Here is an 18,219-nt window from a genome sequence, read left to right on the forward strand (position 1 = left end):
AATGAAAACTAAAATTATAGCTTTCTTGGGATTGTTTGTGGCTGTTTTTCAGTTATCTGCCCAAGATGAGGTGATCAAACTTTACGACGGAAAAGCGCCCGGTTCTGAAGATTGGAATTGGGAAGAAGCACAAAAATTTTCCGATTTATTTAAAACTGAAGTGGTGTATAATGTGACCGATCCTTCGTTATTGGTTTTTAAACCAGAAACTCCAAACGGAACAGCAATTATAATCGCTCCTGGCGGAGGTTTTCAAACCTTATCAATCAATCGGGAAGGCATCGATTTAGCTAAAGAATTAGCTTCTAAAGGGGTAACTGCGTTTGTGTTAAAATATCGTTTAGTGCATTCTAAAACAGATTCTCCTGCAAAAGAATTAATGGAAAGTTTAAAAGATCGCGCTGATTTTGATGCGAAAAGAGTTAAAATCAAAAAATTGGCTGGGCAAGATATGCAAGCTGCTTTAAAATATGTAAGAGATAATGCAGCTCAATTTAATATAGCTAAGGATAAAGTGGGAGTGATTGGATTTTCTGCCGGAGCTACTGTAGCTTTAGAAAGTGTACTTAGAAGTGCAAGTAAAGCAACACTTCCTAATTTCGCAGCTTCACTTTATGGAGGACCTAGCGACGATATAATGGCTCAGGATATTCCCAAAGAAATTCCATTATTTATTGCTGCCGCCAGCGACGATCAGTTAAAACTAGCTCCAAAAAGTATTGCTCTTTATAATAAATGGCTAGCAGCCGGATATCCGGTAGAATTGCATATGTATGCCAAAGGCGGTCACGGGTTTGGAATGGGAACTCAAAATTTACCGGTAGATACTTGGTATAAGCGATATGAAGACTGGTTAACTCAATATAAATACCTCAATAAATAATAGTATATGAAAATGAACAAACTAAAGCTTTTAGCTTTTGTAGTATTAGGCTCTTTACAGCTGGCAAATGCTCAAAAAGCGCCTCAGTTAGGAAAAGCTTCTATAGATGAAGTAATCCAGGCAATGACGCCGGAAGAAAAGGTAGAATTATTAGTGGGGCCCGGGATGCCTGGTTATGCAGGTTTGGTCCCTTTAGAGGGAGAGCCTGACGTACGTGTTTTAGGGCAAGCCGGAGGAAATGAAGAAGTGAAGCGTTTAGGGATTCCTAAGACCGTTTTTGCAGATGGTCCTGCCGGACTAAGAATTCAGCCAAAAAGACAAAACAATCCTAATACCTATTATGCCACTGCATTTCCTGTAGGAACTGCGTTAGCCTCTTCTTGGAATACCGATTTAATTGAAGAAGTGGGAAAAGCGATGGGAGAAGAAGTAAAAGAGTATGGTGTAGATGTATTATTGGCTCCTGCGTTGAACATTCATAGAAATCCATTAAACGGAAGAAACTTTGAATATTATTCTGAAGATCCTCTAGTTTCCGGTAAAATAGCTTCTGCTTATATCAAAGGAATCCAGTCACACGATGTAGGTACTTCCGTAAAACATTTTGCAGCAAATAATCAAGAAACTAATCGTTTATCGGTTAACGCCCATATTAGCGAGCGTGCGATGCGGGAAATTTACTTACGTGGTTTCGAAATTGCCATAAAAGAAGCCAATCCGTGGACAGTGATGACTGCTTATAATAAAATTGATGGGACGTATGCTTCCGCTAATGAAGATTTGTTAATCAAGGTGTTAAGAGATGAGTGGGGCTATAAAGGAATGGTGATGACCGATTGGTTTGGCGGGTATCCGGGTTTCGCTGCTATTAATGAGAAAGGTAATGTAAGCGATGTTATAGCGCAAATGGAAGCTGGTAACGATTTATTGATGCCGGGAACAAAAGCCCAAAAAGAGGCTTTACTAAAAGCTATTAAAGAAGGTAAGGTAGATGAGGCGGCTATAGATAGAAACCTGCGTCATATTTTAAATTATATTTTAAAAACGCCAACGGTAGAAAACTATAAGTATAGCGATAATCCAGACTTAAAAGCACACGCTGAAGTAACGCGTAATGCCGCTACTGAAGGAATGGTGTTGTTGAAAAATGAAGAAAAAACTTTGCCTTATACCAATAAATCAGGTGCCGTTGCTCTTTTTGGAAATACTTCCTACGATTTTATTGCCGGAGGAACAGGAAGTGGTGATGTAAACGAAGCCTATACCGTTTCGTTATTGGAAGGATTAAAAAATGCTGGGTATAGCATCGATCAGGATTTAGAAAAAACCTACGTTCCTTTTGTAAAAGCAGCTACCGAAAAGGAAATGAAACGTCGTGCAGCAGAAGGGTTATTGGCCGCTGTACAACGTATTCCAGAGATGCCGCTGGCAAAAGAAATGGTAACTGAAAAAGCAGCATCTTCTGAAGTTGCCGTAATTACCATAGGTAGAAATGCCGGTGAGCAACACGATAGAAAAATAAACAATGATTTCTATTTAGGTCAGGATGAAATAAAAATGATCAATACCGTTAGTGATGCCTTTCATGCTGAAGGTAAAAAAGTGATTGTGATTTTAAATATTGGTGGCGTTATTGAAACCGCCAGCTGGAAAGATAAAGTTGATGCCGTTTTATTAGCTTGGCAACCTGGGCAAGAAGGAGGAAATTCTGTTGCCGATGTAATTTCTGGGGTTAAAAATCCTTCCGGAAAATTAACAATGACTTTTCCAATGGATTATAACAACGAGCCTTCTGCAGCTAACTTCCCAGGAGTTCCTGCTAACGATCCTAAAGAGGTATTTTACAAAGAAGGCATTTATGTTGGTTATCGTTATTTCAATACTTTTAATGTAAAACCCTCTTATGAATTTGGTTTTGGTGAGTCGTATACCACGTTTGAGTATTCAGATATAGCATTCAGCAATAACAATTTTAAAGATGAGATCAAAGTTTCAGTAAAAGTTACCAATACGGGAAATGTTGCTGGGAAAGAAGTAGTTCAGGTATATGTTTCTGCGCCTTCAAAAATGCTTGATAAACCTTTAGAAGAATTACGAGCTTTTGGAAAAACTAAATTGCTCCAACCCGGAAAATCTCAGAAGTTAACATTCACTTTAAAGGCAAAAGATTTAGCTTCTTTTGTAGATGCTAAAAGTGCCTGGATTGCTGAAAAAGGAACCTATACCGTAAAAATTGGTGCCTCTTCTTTAGACATTAAAACTGCTAAAAATTTCAATTTAGCTAACGACATCACCGTAGAGAAAGTAAATAACACTTTTGATCTTGATGTAGATATGGAAACTCTGAAGAATTAAGATAAGTTATTCATTTAAATAAAATTATTTATGAAACTCATAAAAAATGTTTTTTATGTAATTGCAATTTTTCTAGCGGTTGCTTCTTGTAAAGAGAACAAAGAAGAAAGTCAGCAGGAAATTCAACAAAAAGAAACAAAGAAAAGACCAAATATTGTCTTCATTATTAGTGATGATCACGCTTATCAGGCCATTAGTGCATATGGCGGAAGATTGGCAGAAGTAGCACCCACACCTAATATAGATAGAATAGCTGATGATGGGATGTTGTTTAATCACGCCTTGGTCACAAATTCCATTTGCGGACCTTCAAGAGCCACTATAATGACTGGAAAATACGGTCACGAAAATGGGTTTGTGGATAATACGATAGGTAGTAAATTTGACTTTACTCAACAAACTTTTGGAGAGTTGTTGCAGGAAGCTGGCTATAAAACTGGGGTTTTAGGTAAACTACATTTAGGGCAAACCCCAACCAAAGGTTTTGATTATATCGATATTTTACCTGGGCAAGGTTCTTACTATAATCCCCTTTTTGTAAATAAAGAAGGGCAATACCAATTAGAAGGCTATGCTACAGATATTATCACCGAAAAAGCTATTAGCTGGATAGATTCCGTAAAATCGGATGACCAACCTTTTATGCTGTTCTTGGGGCATAAATCTCCGCACAGACCTTGGCAACCTGGTCCAGAAGAATTGGGGATGTACGAAGGTGTAGAAATTCCTGAGCCTGAGACCTTGTTTGATGATTACTCAGGCAATAGAAAAGTAGCATCTTTAAATTATATGTCTATCGCTGATGCGATGAAAATGGGGCAGGATATTAAAATAACCGATAAGCCACAAACTGGTTTTAACGAAGCTCAGCAAAAAATGTGGGATTCAATATATGGTCCTATTAACGAAGAGTTTAAGAAAGCAAACCTTAAAGGAGATGAGCTCACCCGATATAAATATCAGCGTTATATGCGAGATTACTTAGCATCTGTAGCCGGCGTAGATAAAGGTGTTGGTCAGGTTTTAGATTACTTAAAAGAAGCTGGTTTAGATGAAAATACGATTGTGATTTACACTTCAGATCAAGGATTCTATCTAGGAGAACACGGCTGGTTTGATAAACGATGGATGTATAAAGAATCATTAAGAACTCCATTATTGGTTAAATGGCCTGGAGTAATAAAAGCAGGTGTAGAAAATAACGATCTGGTTTCGAATCTTGATTTTGCCGAAACTTTTCTGGATTTAGCAGAAGCCAATATTCCTGATGATATGCAAGGAAGAAGTTTAGTACCTGTTTTAGAAGGGAATACTCCTGAAGACTGGAGAGAAGCACATTATTATCACTATTACGAGCATCCTTCTGAACACGATGTAAGACGTCATTATGGAATTACTACAGATAAGTACAAATTAATTCATTTTTATTATGATATGGATGTTTGGGAATTGTATGATCTGGAGAAAGATCCTAGTGAGATGAATAACGTTTATGGTGATTCGGAATATGCAGAAGTTCAAAAAGAACTTCATAAAAAGCTCGAAGAATTACGCGTAAAGTATAAAGACAACGATAGCTTAAACCAAAAGTTTATCGAAGAATATAAAGAAAAGGTGAAAAAAAATCCTCTAATTGAATATTGGAAATTATCCCCTGAAGAAAGACAGAGATTATTTCAGCGATATTCAAAAAATAAGAAATAAATATTCCTTAAATTATAAAAAGTAAAATTACAGGTTTTTGCTTATATCTTTTTAAATAAAGGTAGACTAAGCTATATGAAGTAATACTTTAATTCCTCTGGGGTACCTTCAGGGGAATTATAGTTTATACCACGGATATTGAGATCTGAAATTTTATAAAAAATTTCAGCATACTAAAGATGAAATATTCAAAATGTGTTTGTCAATACTATTGGGCAGATAATTTCACTATGGGATAGGAGAGAAGACAGGGAGCAAAAGGCGTGATTATTTTTTAGTTTTCGAAAAACAAAAACTTATTCTGATGTATTCCTGGATTTAAAAAATTTCCTCCAGATCTTTTTAATTATTTGTGTAAATCCATTCAGGTCTACAACTATCGTTCCTATGATAAATAGAATAAATAATAGAAACGTGAGGATATAAAAGTCGGCAGCTTGCAACTCATGCATGATTAATAACTATTTTTTGTCCATACTAAAGTATAAGTTCTAAATTATAAATTATCGCTTTAAGCTTATTAAAAAGTAATTAAATTATTAAGGTATTAGAGTTTATTTTTTTGAAAGGTATTAAAAACTATAGTAGTCATACAGGTACTGGAATAACCTGTCATAAGTTATGCCATATTGCAGACTATAGTGCTTATTATAATAGTTTAATCTAAAATATGGAGAAAATTATTCTCCATATTTTAGATTAATTTAAAGAGGTGAAAAAGCAATTACTCTTTAATATCTAATTTGCTTATCGCAGTAATGGTTCCTCCTTTAACCTCTATGCCCCTGGTCGCCATAGCAGTGGTAGCATCTATCTGATAAATATAACTTCCTGCTTCCGTAGTAACCCCAATATGAACGATATCATCTTCCACATAGTTATTTTGGCTGGTAATATTTGTAATATCAGATTCAGCTGGCATTCCTTCCACCCAGATAAGATTTTTATCATAGACGTTAACAATGGCCAATCGTTTTCCTGTTGTATATGCTCCTTTAGTGGCAACAGGGCTCATATTCAATACAAACACTCCATTTCCTACATAGGTCTGTTCAGTCATATAATATCCATTAGAAGCTTCTTCCAGATTAAAGAAATAAGATTGGTCAAATACTTCTTCTCCAGCCTTAATTCTTGTAATAGCAGATGGCTTTGTTGAACTTGCTTCTCCGTTAGTGGTGGCTACCGCAGATGAAAAAGCATAGATGTCACCATTTTCAACAACTCCTAAGCCACTTGTAAAATAACGGCCAATAAAGCTGGTTCTATCATCTTCAATAACAGTTTGCAATTCCATTTCAGGGTAGGAATATACTGCAATCCATGCCTCATCCGGATGATCCGTACCGAACATATCATTACAACAAGCTTTTACACTCATAAATGGCGCATATACCTGGTCACCAACCTGGGTCATCCAGGTAAAAAAGGCCAATTCATCGTTATCGATAATATTTTGCGTATTTATTTGTCCTTCACCCACCAGCTGTGAAGTTTCCGTATCCAGACGGTACCAACTGGCGAATGGATTAGTACTATTTCTTGAAATTTTGGTCATAAGGATTTCATCATCCATATTGGTAAAGGACTGCACCGTCTCTGCCTGGAAATCGGAAATCATATCAAGTTTCCCCATAGCGTTTAACTGGTAGGTGGTTACCGCCCCAGGATTTCCTTGCCCGTATAATAAGCTAAAGAACTTATTATTATTTCTAATATAATATCGATAGGTTCCGTCTTGTTCAACTCCATTACCTACTAAGCTGATTTCTCCAGAGTTCAGACTTTCTAAGGCCAACAGGTAGTCGGCTACTCCCTCCAGGGCATTTGGAGTTGCAGCTACCACATATCTGGATTCTATCTGTGAAGGATCTTCTGGATTTTCACCAGCACCCTGATCAGGGTTTTCTTCAGAATCCTTATCTGTATTTATAGGGGTATCATCGTCGCTACAACTAAAAATTGCAGTTGAAAATAAGAAGATTAAAAAATAACTTTTTACTTGTCTCATGGTCATATATTGATTTAAAATTGATTAAAAGGTATAGCTGATTTTTCCGGTGAAGCTTCTTCCCGGTTTTTGTAAACTAAAATTGTCATAGAGGTTTTTATCTAGAATATTTCGAATTTCCAGTGTAAAACTAAAATGATCCATCATATAGGTTGCGGTAAGGTCATGCGACCATTGCTCAGGGATGCCATACTTAGAGTCGCCGTTTCCAAGAGAGGGCCAATAACGATAGAAAGCATGCACATACAACAGGTTATAACCCAGGCTCAATTGGTTCCCAGTATTCATTATATTGCTGAAATTGTAAGTAAGATTTCCGTTTCCGTAGAAATAGGGCATGTTGGGAATGCGGTCACGATACACCAGGCTTTCTGTTCCTTCCACATACTTGGTGTTATTTCTTAAATTCTCGTAGGTAAGGTTCATTCCTGCAAGAAAGTTTTTATGGGTGTAATTGATTTGTAATTCACCTCCTAAATTGGTGACATCCTGAAGATTTTCCATGGTTTGTAATACCTGATTGGTATTCAACCTTGGACGTATAAAATCTTTAGCATCTCTATAAAATAAGGTGCCATCAAAGTGGAAACGATGATCATGACTAAGTATAAACGAATAGGCAATCCCGAAGTTATAATTGTGACTGCTTTCCGGTTTTAAATCTGTATTTCCTTCCAGGGTGATGTTCCCATCTCCAAAAAGTTCATTACCTGTAGGCAATCGGTAACTCTTCTCGTAGGATGCCTTTAATTGAAGTCGATCATCAATAAAATAGGTCCCAGCGATCCCCCAGCCAAAATTATTAAGTTGGTTATATCGCTCAATTTCTATAGGATCATTGCTTCCGGATTCTCTATAGGATTGGATGAAGTTATTAACCTGATTATAATTTTTTGCGAATAGGGTGGTACTCCAGTCTTTTTGTTCTATTTGATAGCCAATACCAAGAACATTTTTAAATGATTTTCTTGGCGGGTTATAATTATTCTCTTCAGGGTTAAGCAGGTTTTCCTGTTTCCTGTCGAAACTGGTAAAAACATTACTAAGAGATAACTTTTGATGCTCATCTATTTTATAATTAAATGATGCATTTACCAGTCCGTTATTATTTTGAAATCTCGAATGCGTATAGGATTGCTCCCCGCCGGGATTTCCATTACCCAGTTCTTTGTGGTGACCATACCAGTCATATCTGCGATTAACTGTATCAATTACCTGTTCTTTTCCCAGATTGTAATTAGCATTGATAGAGGCATCGAAACCGTCAACAAAAAGATCCTTTTTTTGGTACTTTAAAGTAGGCATGATAATGTTGCTTCTTGAATGGCGTTGACCAAAAACCCGTACCAGCCGTTGTGCGGTTTGAATTTCGTTGTATACCTGCCCCAGAGTGATGCCAAAAAGAAGGCGATCTGCGTAGGATTTATTGATCACTCCAAAGCTTCCTATAAAAGTCTCATTATGATACTGGTCATGGAATCGTCGTACTTCCTGGTTACGGCTATAAGCTCCGGTATTCACATCTGCCACATCAACATTGACTTTATAATCATTATCGGAATAGTTTTGAAATGCATTGATGTTTACGATAATATCATTTTTAAAGACTTTAGTCATGTCGACATTGGTGCGATGTGTATTAAATGATCCGTAGGAATAAGAAAGATCTAATCGGTCTTTCTCATAAGTATTGGTGATGATATTAATCGCACCTCCCAAAGCATCGGCTCCTAAACCAACAGGAACTACACCTTTATAAATTTCTATACGCTCAGCAAGGTTTATAGGAATATTATTGAGTTGAAAAGCACTTCCGAAATTATCCATAGGAATACCATCAATAAAAATTTTAACCTGATTACCCCGAAAACCATTCATGGATAGGCTCATTCTTGATCCAACACCTCCACTCTCGCGCATTCGAATTCCTGAAGCTCTGTCCAGGGCATGAGCAACATCCAGCGTGCTGTTTTTCAATTTAGTAGCATCTATCACATCTACATTGTAAGCCAATGCTTCTATCTCCTGAATTTTATTTTTGCCAATAATCATCACTTCGCTGAGATTATAGCCCGTTTCCAGGGCTATGTTAAGTTGATAACTACTTGTAGCTTCCAAAATTATGGTTTCGGTATAAGTTTTAAATCCAATAAAACTGACTTTTATTTCTTGCGATCCGATAAGGTTTGTTTTTAAATGATAGGCTCCAGTAAGATCACTGATTACTCCAGTTTTAGTACCGGCTAGGGAAATAGTGGCTCCGGCAACCGGATTACCATCTTGATCAGTAATGGTTCCATAAACCCCATTCTGATATTGTTGAGCAAGTACAGGAATAACCCATATTGATATAAGGTTAAAAAAGATGATAAGAAAATATTTTTTATTCATTTAATTTTTATTAAGACTAATTATAAATAATTAATTAAAAAAAACTGTGGTTATCAAATAAGGTATTGAATAAATTAGGTTAAAATCGTTGTGGGAGCAATAGAGCGTTTTTTCATTTTTAGAAGAACCGCAAAACTTGTTAAAGCAGTGAGTAACCAAAAAATATCAACAACCATAATTTGATGATAACCTTTGCCTGCCGCGATCCATAACCAGTTTCCGGTAATAATCCCGTTACTCACAGGTACAAGTAGGCTTAGTAATCCTCCTATTAAAAGACAGGTTTTATTCGTAAAGTAATTATTTCTGCGAACTAGAAAGAAGATCACCAGGGCAAGCCAACTATAAAAGAACACAGGATAAAGTACTTCCCGTCCACCCATTTGATGGGTTAATTTCATAACAACAAAACTGAGTGCCGTAACCGGGAATAAGGACAGACAGGAGGCAGTATAGACCTGTACCAGCCAAAAATTAAATTTCCGTTTGTAAGGTGAGATATTCTTTTTGTTCCGTGCAACAAGCCAGATATGTACACCTGATAAAATGACGAAGCAGGTAATAAAGCCCAGAACAAGATAAACAAGTTTAAGTCCGTATCCCCCAAAATCACCATAATGCAGTCTTCTTAATATATTAAATGCACCGGCAGCATAACCGCTGGGTTGGTCGATTGATTTTTCGGCTATAACCGATCCGTCTGCCAAATAGGTTCTATAGGCTTTATTTCCCAGGGAGTGGTCAAAACCGGGGGAGCCCGTAATGCTTACATACATCCCTTTATCCCCATAATTACTAATGTTTAACTCATCTATTATTAGGTCAGGCCATTTTTCAAGCGTATTATTAACCATCTGGTTGATTGATGCCTGGTTTTGAAGACGTTCTCCCTGAAAATCTATATTAACCGGTTCTTTCAAACTCAGTATTTCCTCGATATGTTCGGGTCGATTTTCAAATATATATTCTTGAACCGGAGGGAGCATAACCGTATAGCCTATAATAAGATAGCAGCCGGTGACAGCAAACATAAATTGATAGGGAAGACCGATCATTCCAAGAGCGACATGGGCATCTGTCCATATCGTTTTCCATTTGGCTTTTGGGCGAAAGACATAAAAGCTTGAAACAATTTTTTTCCAGTGGACGATAACTCCTGTTATGACGGCGAAAAGGAAAAAGAAAGCTACTAGTCCAGCCAGTAAATATCCTGATCTTCCAAAGAAATTTAATTGGGCAAAGAAGTGCAGACGGTAAAAGAACTCGCCCAGCGAGTAATTTTCCATGTAATCCTTTTTATCAAAGGAATCCATATCCATATAAAAGTAATTCCCGCCTCTTCCCAGGGTTTCATCAACAATACTGGTATCTTTGGATGCTGTGAATGTTGTGGTCACCCGGCGTTCAAAATAGCGGTGAGAAAAGGTGATATCTCTTCCGTATAATTCCTGATCTTCGGCCATGTTGTTCAGAGCCTGGTCAAAATCGATAGTATTAAAATAATTTTCCTTAATAGGTTGATCTCGTTGCCAGGCATTGATCTCATCCCTTAAAAAGGCAATAGAACCGGTAAAGAAAATTACATACAATAGCGCACTGATGATGATTCCACTGATGGTATGAGTGTGGAAGAATATATTATATAAACGTTGTGACATAAAAAAACTTTATGGGATGAGAATAAAAACGCTGAGTAGAACAATACTGCTTAACAAATAGATTCCTAAACATTTTAATCCGCTTTTAGGAATAAATGCCAGGATCATCAGGCATGCCCAAAGGATAAAACCGGCAAACTGGAGACTAACTAGAGCAGCCGGTTCATTAATACATTTAACCAGGATCATAAAAAATAACTCGGTTATAACATAACCTCCTGCAAAACCGGTTACGATCTTTAAAATACGATGGAATGGGGATTTTGTAAGATGTTTTTTATTAGCTGGCATGATTAAAAAATAAAAAATTCCACGATGAAAGAGATAAAAAGTAAAGTGACCAATACTGGCCATTTAAAAAACTGAAGTGGAGCTGTTAATACGACCACGCTTAGTATACTCATTAAGATGACCAGGCCACCAAAAATTCCACTTCCAGTGCCCATATTTATTATGGCAATAATTATGGAAAGTAAAATGAATGATCCTCCGATAATGCGGGCTAGTTTGCGGTTTAAAGAAATCCATTCTACCAAATTATTGTTTTCCATAATCATCGCTCTTTGGGAGGAATAGTAACAAACTAATACACCTGCAAGCATGAATAATATGATTAGGGTGTTCATTTTACTTAGGTTTTCGGTTTATTAAGAGCAAATGTATTAATTTAGATTTAATAAAAATAAAATTAAATAATTTTATTTTTATTATTTAAGATCTTTAAGAATAGATAGTTGATGGTTTCTATTGTTTTTAATTGCTTCGTTCAATATTAATTTTCACTACTATTTTTTAAAGCGTTTTTGTATCGCTGTGCTTTATGAAAAGCTGGCTGAATAATCTAAAAATCAAAATCCTGGAGAAAGGTATTACGAAAATTTCCATCAGTTTCGTAAGACTTCCTGACTTTAGTATAAATAATTAGCTGTGATACGTGTTCGCTGACCAGTGAATATTTTTAAATATTAAAAATGGGAATTCCTTGTTATCCAAGGGTATTAAAAGTTCTAGTCCAGATCTATCCGGATTGATTGGAATCTTTTGTAATAAAAGGCTTCTCTATATGATAAGCTTTTTGGCTTATTCTCTTGTCATTTACGGCAAACCGTAAGGCTGTACTCGTTGTTTGTTGTAACTTTTTATAATAAATAAAATCATTTTATTATGGCGGTAAAACATACACCAACCGGAATTGTACACATTGGTCAAAAAGGAGGGATCACTGGATGTGGGACGGATACCAAAGAACATTCAAATCACTGGTCTAATACCTCAGAGAAGATCACATGTACTAAAAATGGATGTCATTAGCATCACAATCATTTATGAAATCATCTGGCAGTTAATTTATTATCTGCCAGATTTTAAAACTTTGCAATGAAAAATATTTTACAACTTTCAGTGTTATGCGTCCTACTTATAGCAATTACCTCCTTTAGTGCACTGTCATCCTGCGCTGAAGAGACAGAAACTACGGTTTATCTCTGTAAAGGAAAATATAGTAAAAAGTATCACTATAATAAGAATTGCAGGGGACTTAGCAACTGTTCTACGGCCATTTATAAAACTACTTTGGATAGTGCGAAAAAATCAGGCCGAAAAATATGCGGTTTTGAAGATTAGTATTTGAATTTCAAGGTTTTAATGTTCAAAGTTTAAAATTTTCAAATTACAGTAGACATTATACAATATACCGGTATTTATCAGCATACAGCTTTCAGCCAATTCAAAATTAAAAATTAAACAATTCCTGCTTCCTGACATTACAACCAGCACATTAATTCATTTTCAAATTGCCAATGAACACATTGTCAAATCAGCTAGTTTCTAACAGCAAAGCGGTCTAATTTCTAACTTCTAAATTAAAAAAGATCTCTCTTCCGATAGCTATCGGAATGGTCGAGATGACGGTAGCGTTCAAAGTTCAAAGTTGAAAGGTTGAAGGTTCAAAAGTTGTTGTATTGAGAAGTCTGTTTTCAGTATGCAATATAGAATCTACAGCTCTTCAAAATTTAAAATTTTACCTTGATAGAACTACTAATTCTCCTTACTTATTCATCACGTGGGTTTGGATGATATATGGGGTAATTTGTTTTACTGTTTGTTCTGTTTCCGGATTGATGCCTGGTGCTGTATAATAGGTCAGCACGTTATTTTCTTTATCGTACCATATTTTTGGCTTTCCGTTTGGAGCAAAGAATTCTGTATCAGGATTTACTTCTACTTCTCTAAAGTTTTCAAAACGATATTCATTCCATTCTTCCTCTGAAGGTTCTCCACTACATGTAGAGACCTCAAAGTGGTCTTCCATCCAAACCATACATTTTTCCCGACCGGTTGAAAAGCCCAAATAACCAATCCCAAAAAGAACAGGGAAGATGACTAATAGAGTGGTGAGGACTTTCTTTTTGTTTTTCACTTTTAAGGATATGGGGCTTTCCACTTCCTCAGTCTGATCTTCTTTGTGTTGGGTGATTAAATAATCCTGGTAGGATGTATAACCAATATAAGTAGCCAGTTGGTTTTTCTTCTCTCCGTTGGGAGTTGTTTCTCCATTATAATAGCGTTCCAAAGTTTTACCTGAGATTTGAAACCTATTTTCTTCCATCAAATAATCCGAAATATGTTCGGCCCACTTTCTCAAACTTTCTTCTCCAGATTCCTCTTTAGCTTTTTTAAAAATTTCTTGTAAAAATTGTTCCATAAGATACTTTTTTAGTGGTTATTCAAAATTATAATTTTCCTCGTAAAAACCTAAAAATCAGACTCAAATCATTGCTTTTTAACTGAGACATTTTTGTCCCACCGACCTGTCTTTTTACTGTCCAGATTTTGTCCTGTTTTGTCTGGTTTTGTCCTGGATCTGTCTCAATTTTTTGCTGCTTCTCATCACATCTTTGTGCTGTAATCGAAAGAGAACCGGGCTTTGCAATCCTGGTACCGCGCAGCTTTCGATTATAGAAAGTTCAATACGGCTTGTGAAAGTCACCGGGAAGTAACTTCTCGCGGTCGTACTGCTTTCCACTTCCCAAATATAGGCCTCAAAAGCCTATTCCAATTACGGATTGTCGTAAAGCGGGGCTTTAGCCTCCAGGACATCCTATGTCAAATTTTTAACAACAAAGTGATGAAAAAAGCAATTTTATTTTTATGCATATTAGGTGCAAACATGGCATTTATTGCCTGTACCGATGATAGTTTAGCCGATATCAATGAGTTTAATGATACCTATGCCGATGGTAGTGAAGGCGGTACGGGTAATGAAGGAACCGGAGGAGCCAATGGTGGAGAAGATCAAGAAATAGATCCGCCAGCAGATCCGCCAGGAAGTAATTAATTTTCCACAAAAAGCGCTGCATTTTATGCGGCGTTTTTTATTTTTAAGAATGAAAAACTTTTATCCTGTAATTTTTTTTATATTATTTATTACTTTGACCTGTTGTGATAAAAAGAATAGCCTTAGAAAAAGTACTGGAACCGACTCTGCTTATTTCTATTTTTCTAAAGTGAAATTAGTTGATAAAGTTCCCGATAAAGTTACTTTTTTAAATAATGCTCTTCAACACCTTCAGGATGAATACGATACTCTTCAACCGATTTTATGGGATTATAAAATCTATTATCATGATATTTTAAAAGAATATGATACTTCGTTTTATTATGCTGACAAACTCCTTCAAAATGGAATAAGGGAAAAAGATACGCTTCAAATAGCCAAAGGATATTATAGATTGGCTAAAAATCATTTATATCAAGATGATCATTTCGAGGTATTAAAGAAAATGTATTTGTCACAACAGTTTTACTTATATGGTATGGACAGTATCAATGCCGGTAAGCGCTTAGTCGAATTAGGTATTGCTCAAAGAAGATTAGGTGATTTTATAGGAAGTCAGAATAGTCAGGTAAAAGCACTGCAATTATTCGATAATTTTTCTGATTCTACTTATTTTCTAAGTATATATAATAATCTCGCGATATCTTATCGGCAATTGAATGATCTTGAAGAAGCTATAGATGAATATAAAAATGCCTTGGTTTATTCAAAGAATAGAGTGGATAGCAATTCTGTTTTAAATAATATCGCAAATCTATATGCTGATTTAGAAGAATATGATAAGGCTTTATCCATTTTTGAAAATGTCCTTCCTCAAACTGATAATAACTTTTTAGGATATCGTATAAAAGACAATTATTATTTTACCCAATGGCTTAATGATCAACAACCAGCAAGTATAGATAGTTTAGAATTCGTATTGTTGCAGCGGTTAAAAAATAATGATCAAATAGGCTTGATGGCCAGTTATGATCATTTGACCCAGGTATATCAAAAAGAGCAGCCCATCAAAGCCTTGAATTATGCCGAAAAATATTACGAGCAAGCTAAGGCGACCAATAATCCAACAGATCAGATTCGTGCTTTAAAATACATGATTGCTTTGGCTCCTGCAGAGAATGCACAAAATTATTCGTTAAGATTTATTCAGTTAGATGATAGCTTGATTGATGCCCGTAGTAACGCCAAAAATGTATTTGCCAAAATAAAATATGATGAAGAGCAAAAACTGGAGCAAATCAATAGCCTTGAAAAATTATCGGCGCAGCAACAAATCGCCTTATTAAAATCTTCCAATCAACGAAATATCGCTATCTTTTTAGGAATCCTTATTATTGGAGCTAGTGGATTTGTTATTTACTATATACGCCAAAAGGCTAAAAAGAAACGTATTCGTGAGATTCATAAAACAGAAGCCAGGATTTCTAAACGTATTCATGATGAACTGGCCAATGATCTCTATAGGTTAATGACCGCCCTTGAAAATCTTAATGCACCGGAAAAACTAGAATTGCTGGATAAATTAGAAGATATTTATTTTCGAACACGTGATATTTCTCGTGAAAACTTACCGGTAAAGACCAATCAGGAATATTCAAAAGAGGTACAGGACATGCTTTCTCAAATGACCCCAAAATCGGCACACATCTATTTAATAGGCATTCAGGAGGTGAACTGGGATAAAATAAGTGAAGAAGCTAAAATCACTATTTTCAGGGTGCTTCAGGAACTGATGGTGAATATGAAAAAGCACAGTAAGGCAAGTATTATCAGTTTTAATTTTAAGACCGAAAATGCTAAGTTACAAATCAATTATAACGATAATGGTGTTGGATTACAACCTAATACTTTAAAAAAAGGTAAAGGATTGGACAATGTGGAAAACCGTATGGAAAGTATTGGCGGTTCTTTTAAATTTCAAACGGGAAACCAGGGTGGTTTCTCTGTAGAACTTATAATACCTTTTTAAATGTTTGAAAAGATCCTGATAGTAGAAGATTTTGATAGTACATATAAATCTTTAAGCACTTTTTTAAAAACCATAGGGCAGCCTAAAATAGATGTTGCTACTTACTGCGACGAAGCTTATCTTAAATGTAAAAGGGCAGCGCTCGATCAAGAGCCTTATGATTTACTAATCTGTGATTTATCTTTTAAAGCCGATCATCGTAATGAAAAAATAACTTCAGGGGAAGAACTGTCAATTCTTCTAAACAAAGAGTTACCGGATTTAAAAATTATCATCCATTCTATGGAAGATCACCCCTCACGAATACGAAAGCTTAAGCCGTACATCAATGGCTATGTATGTAAAGGACGTAAGGGTATGGAATATCTTAAGATTGCGATTGATGAGGTTAGCAAAGGAAATTTTTATTTATCTCCTACTTTGGAAGCAGCGCTTAACCAGTCCAATATCAAAGAACTTACCAACTATGAAATCCAATTATTAAGATGCCTGGCAGAGGGTTATACTCAGGATCAAATTTGCGCCGAATTTATGCAAAAAGGCTTAAGCCCCGGCAGTAAAAGCGCTATTGAAAAACGCATAAAGGAGTTAAAAGACGAATTTGGCGCCAAAACCAATGCGCAATTAATAGGTATTGTACTTTCATTACAATTAATCTGAAGACCAGTTGATTATAAAGAAAGTAGCTTCTTACGGTAATCCGTAAGGTTCTGATAATCAATAGTTATAATTTTATCCTATTAAAACCTTAAATATGATGCAATTATTATTAGCCTTCAGCTTTTTATCGATTTGCTGCCACAGGATGGCAGCAGCATCCCTTAAAGAATCGGTAACCCGTCTTCGAAAGAATACGGGTGGTGCAATCTATATGAGTTCAACTTAAGAAAATTTAGGAGGATGAGAGAAATCTTCAAAGATTTTGTACCGAAGCTTCCATAGGTCTATCATTTCTATACGATTACTGGAAAATTCACTTTATGATACAAAATACCCACAAAAAGCTTATCCGGTTCATACGTCGTGGGTTTGCTTCGGGATTCCTGATTGACCGCAATATTTTGCTATAGCTTGTTTTCCAGGGAGTAATTGTACCTGTAACTGTTATGTATAAAAGTAGGCTACAATCAACTATCAAATACCACTTAACTAACTGACTTGTGCTATTAAGGCTTTCTTAAGCTTTATCTATTGTGGTAAGGGACTGGTTTCGAATCAATAATTGTTTTTTTATTATCAATACATATGAGATTATGGGACTAAGAATACATAAACGAATTAATCTTGGAAAGGGTGTAGGTATCAATATTAGCAAATCTGGTATTTCCCCAAGTATTCGCACCAAACGTGGAACATTAAGTACAAAAAGCTTTTCGGTACGTACAGGAATTCCTGGACTAACCTACAGGAAAACATTTTCAACCGCTAAAGGTAAAGGCTGCTTACTTCAGATGCTTATTTGCTTTGGCATACTCACTTTTCTAACTTATAAACTATCAAGCCTATGAACACTACTATTTCTACTGAACTTAAAAGCCATTTTTTAAGACTTTACCAAATGGCCCTAACTGATGACAAGTTTGACGTGATGGAATTAAAAACCCTCTATCAATTTGCGGAAGAACGAAACGTTCCTAAAGAAGAACTGGATCGTTTGCTTTTAAATCCCGTAGATCATACGTCTAGTATTCCAAAGGAGGTAACAACACGTATTGAATACCTGTATGATTTGGCTTTTATGATTCTTGCTGACGGCGTAATCACAGAAGATGAGCGTAATACCCTGAAGAAATACTGTAAAAAGTTTGAATTCCTGGACGAAAATATTGATGAACTCTGTGAATACTTATTGGATTGTGTACAGCAGCATATTACCAAAGAAGAAATTATAACCAACCTTAATCTTTAATT

General features: G+C 35.9%; 16 protein-coding genes. 10 read left to right on the plus strand and 6 right to left on the minus strand.

Going from position 1 to position 18,219, the window contains the following annotated elements:
- The first annotated feature begins 1 nt into the window (after nucleotide 1).
- Genes ZPR_RS07605 through ZPR_RS07615 form a run of 3 tightly spaced genes read left to right on the plus strand, consistent with a single transcriptional unit; the run spans nucleotide 2 to nucleotide 4,942 of the window.
- Nucleotides 2-883, plus strand: a complete 882-nt coding sequence (locus ZPR_RS07605; RefSeq protein WP_013071081.1) for an alpha/beta hydrolase — start codon at nucleotides 2-4, stop codon at nucleotides 881-883.
- Nucleotides 884-889: 6 nt separating this feature from the next.
- A complete protein-coding gene (locus ZPR_RS07610; protein ID WP_013071082.1) occupies nucleotides 890-3,238 on the plus strand; it encodes a beta-glucosidase family protein in 2,349 nt (782 codons plus the stop codon).
- Nucleotides 3,239-3,268: 30 nt separating this feature from the next.
- Nucleotides 3,269-4,942, plus strand: coding sequence for a sulfatase family protein (locus ZPR_RS07615; protein ID WP_013071083.1), 1,674 nt, complete (start codon nucleotides 3,269-3,271; stop codon nucleotides 4,940-4,942).
- A 724-nt stretch (nucleotides 4,943-5,666) separates the two neighbouring features.
- Here ZPR_RS07615 and ZPR_RS07620 read toward each other — a convergent pair.
- The 5 genes from ZPR_RS07620 to ZPR_RS07640 all read right to left on the minus strand — a co-directional run bounded on the left by ZPR_RS07620 (nucleotide 5,667) and on the right by ZPR_RS07640 (nucleotide 11,628).
- Nucleotides 5,667-6,953 carry a DUF4374 domain-containing protein gene (locus ZPR_RS07620; protein WP_041579829.1) on the minus strand — a complete coding sequence of 429 codons (1,287 nt, stop codon included), beginning with the start codon at nucleotides 6,951-6,953 and terminating at the stop codon, nucleotides 5,667-5,669.
- Nucleotides 6,954-6,977: 24 nt separating this feature from the next.
- On the minus strand, nucleotides 6,978-9,344 hold the full coding sequence (locus ZPR_RS07625) for a TonB-dependent receptor (RefSeq protein ID WP_013071085.1): 2,367 nt from the start codon (nucleotides 9,342-9,344) through the stop codon (nucleotides 6,978-6,980).
- Nucleotides 9,345-9,418: 74 nt separating this feature from the next.
- On the minus strand, nucleotides 9,419-11,002 hold the full coding sequence (locus ZPR_RS07630; RefSeq protein WP_041578773.1) for a PepSY-associated TM helix domain-containing protein: 1,584 nt from the start codon (nucleotides 11,000-11,002) through the stop codon (nucleotides 9,419-9,421).
- A 9-nt stretch (nucleotides 11,003-11,011) separates the two neighbouring features.
- Nucleotides 11,012-11,293: a hypothetical protein gene (locus ZPR_RS07635; RefSeq protein ID WP_013071087.1), complete on the minus strand. Its 282-nt coding sequence runs from the start codon at nucleotides 11,291-11,293 to the stop codon at nucleotides 11,012-11,014.
- 2 nt (nucleotides 11,294-11,295) lie between these two features.
- The gene (locus ZPR_RS07640) at nucleotides 11,296-11,628 is read right to left on the minus strand and encodes a hypothetical protein (protein WP_148211685.1); all 333 of its coding nucleotides are present in this window, start codon (nucleotides 11,626-11,628) and stop codon (nucleotides 11,296-11,298) included.
- A gap of 538 nt (nucleotides 11,629-12,166) precedes the next feature.
- On the opposite strand from ZPR_RS07640, the gene ZPR_RS23365 reads away from it, so the two are divergent.
- A complete protein-coding gene (locus tag ZPR_RS23365; protein ID WP_013071090.1) occupies nucleotides 12,167-12,313 on the plus strand; it encodes a hypothetical protein in 147 nt (48 codons plus the stop codon).
- Between the two features lie 736 nt (nucleotides 12,314-13,049).
- On the opposite strand, the gene ZPR_RS07645 is transcribed toward ZPR_RS23365, so the two are convergent.
- Complete coding sequence (locus ZPR_RS07645) at nucleotides 13,050-13,706, minus strand: hypothetical protein (RefSeq protein WP_013071091.1); 657 nt, start codon at nucleotides 13,704-13,706, stop codon at nucleotides 13,050-13,052.
- Between the two features lie 423 nt (nucleotides 13,707-14,129).
- Here ZPR_RS07645 and ZPR_RS07650 point away from each other — a divergent pair, with 423 nt between their 5' ends.
- From ZPR_RS07650 to ZPR_RS07670, 6 genes are all read left to right on the plus strand, one after another.
- Nucleotides 14,130-14,339 carry a hypothetical protein gene (locus ZPR_RS07650; RefSeq protein WP_041578774.1) on the plus strand — a complete coding sequence of 70 codons (210 nt, stop codon included), beginning with the start codon at nucleotides 14,130-14,132 and terminating at the stop codon, nucleotides 14,337-14,339.
- A gap of 169 nt (nucleotides 14,340-14,508) precedes the next feature.
- Nucleotides 14,509-16,308 carry a tetratricopeptide repeat-containing sensor histidine kinase gene (locus ZPR_RS07655; protein ID WP_187288266.1) on the plus strand — a complete coding sequence of 600 codons (1,800 nt, stop codon included), beginning with the start codon at nucleotides 14,509-14,511 and terminating at the stop codon, nucleotides 16,306-16,308.
- Nucleotides 16,309-16,968, plus strand: a complete 660-nt coding sequence (locus ZPR_RS07660; RefSeq protein ID WP_013071094.1) for a helix-turn-helix domain-containing protein — start codon at nucleotides 16,309-16,311, stop codon at nucleotides 16,966-16,968.
- Between the two features lie 94 nt (nucleotides 16,969-17,062).
- On the plus strand, nucleotides 17,063-17,194 hold the full coding sequence (locus tag ZPR_RS23850) for a hypothetical protein (protein ID WP_013071095.1): 132 nt from the start codon (nucleotides 17,063-17,065) through the stop codon (nucleotides 17,192-17,194).
- Between the two features lie 367 nt (nucleotides 17,195-17,561).
- Nucleotides 17,562-17,816: a DUF4236 domain-containing protein gene (locus tag ZPR_RS07665; RefSeq protein WP_041578775.1), complete on the plus strand. Its 255-nt coding sequence runs from the start codon at nucleotides 17,562-17,564 to the stop codon at nucleotides 17,814-17,816.
- Nucleotides 17,813-18,217 carry a hypothetical protein gene (locus ZPR_RS07670; RefSeq protein WP_013071096.1) on the plus strand — a complete coding sequence of 135 codons (405 nt, stop codon included), beginning with the start codon at nucleotides 17,813-17,815 and terminating at the stop codon, nucleotides 18,215-18,217. Before ZPR_RS07665 ends, ZPR_RS07670 begins: the two co-directional genes overlap by 4 nt.
- The last annotated feature ends 2 nt before the right edge of the window (nucleotides 18,218-18,219 follow it).

The organism is Zunongwangia profunda SM-A87, assembly GCF_000023465.1.
Lineage (GTDB): Bacteria > Bacteroidota > Bacteroidia > Flavobacteriales > Flavobacteriaceae > Zunongwangia > Zunongwangia profunda.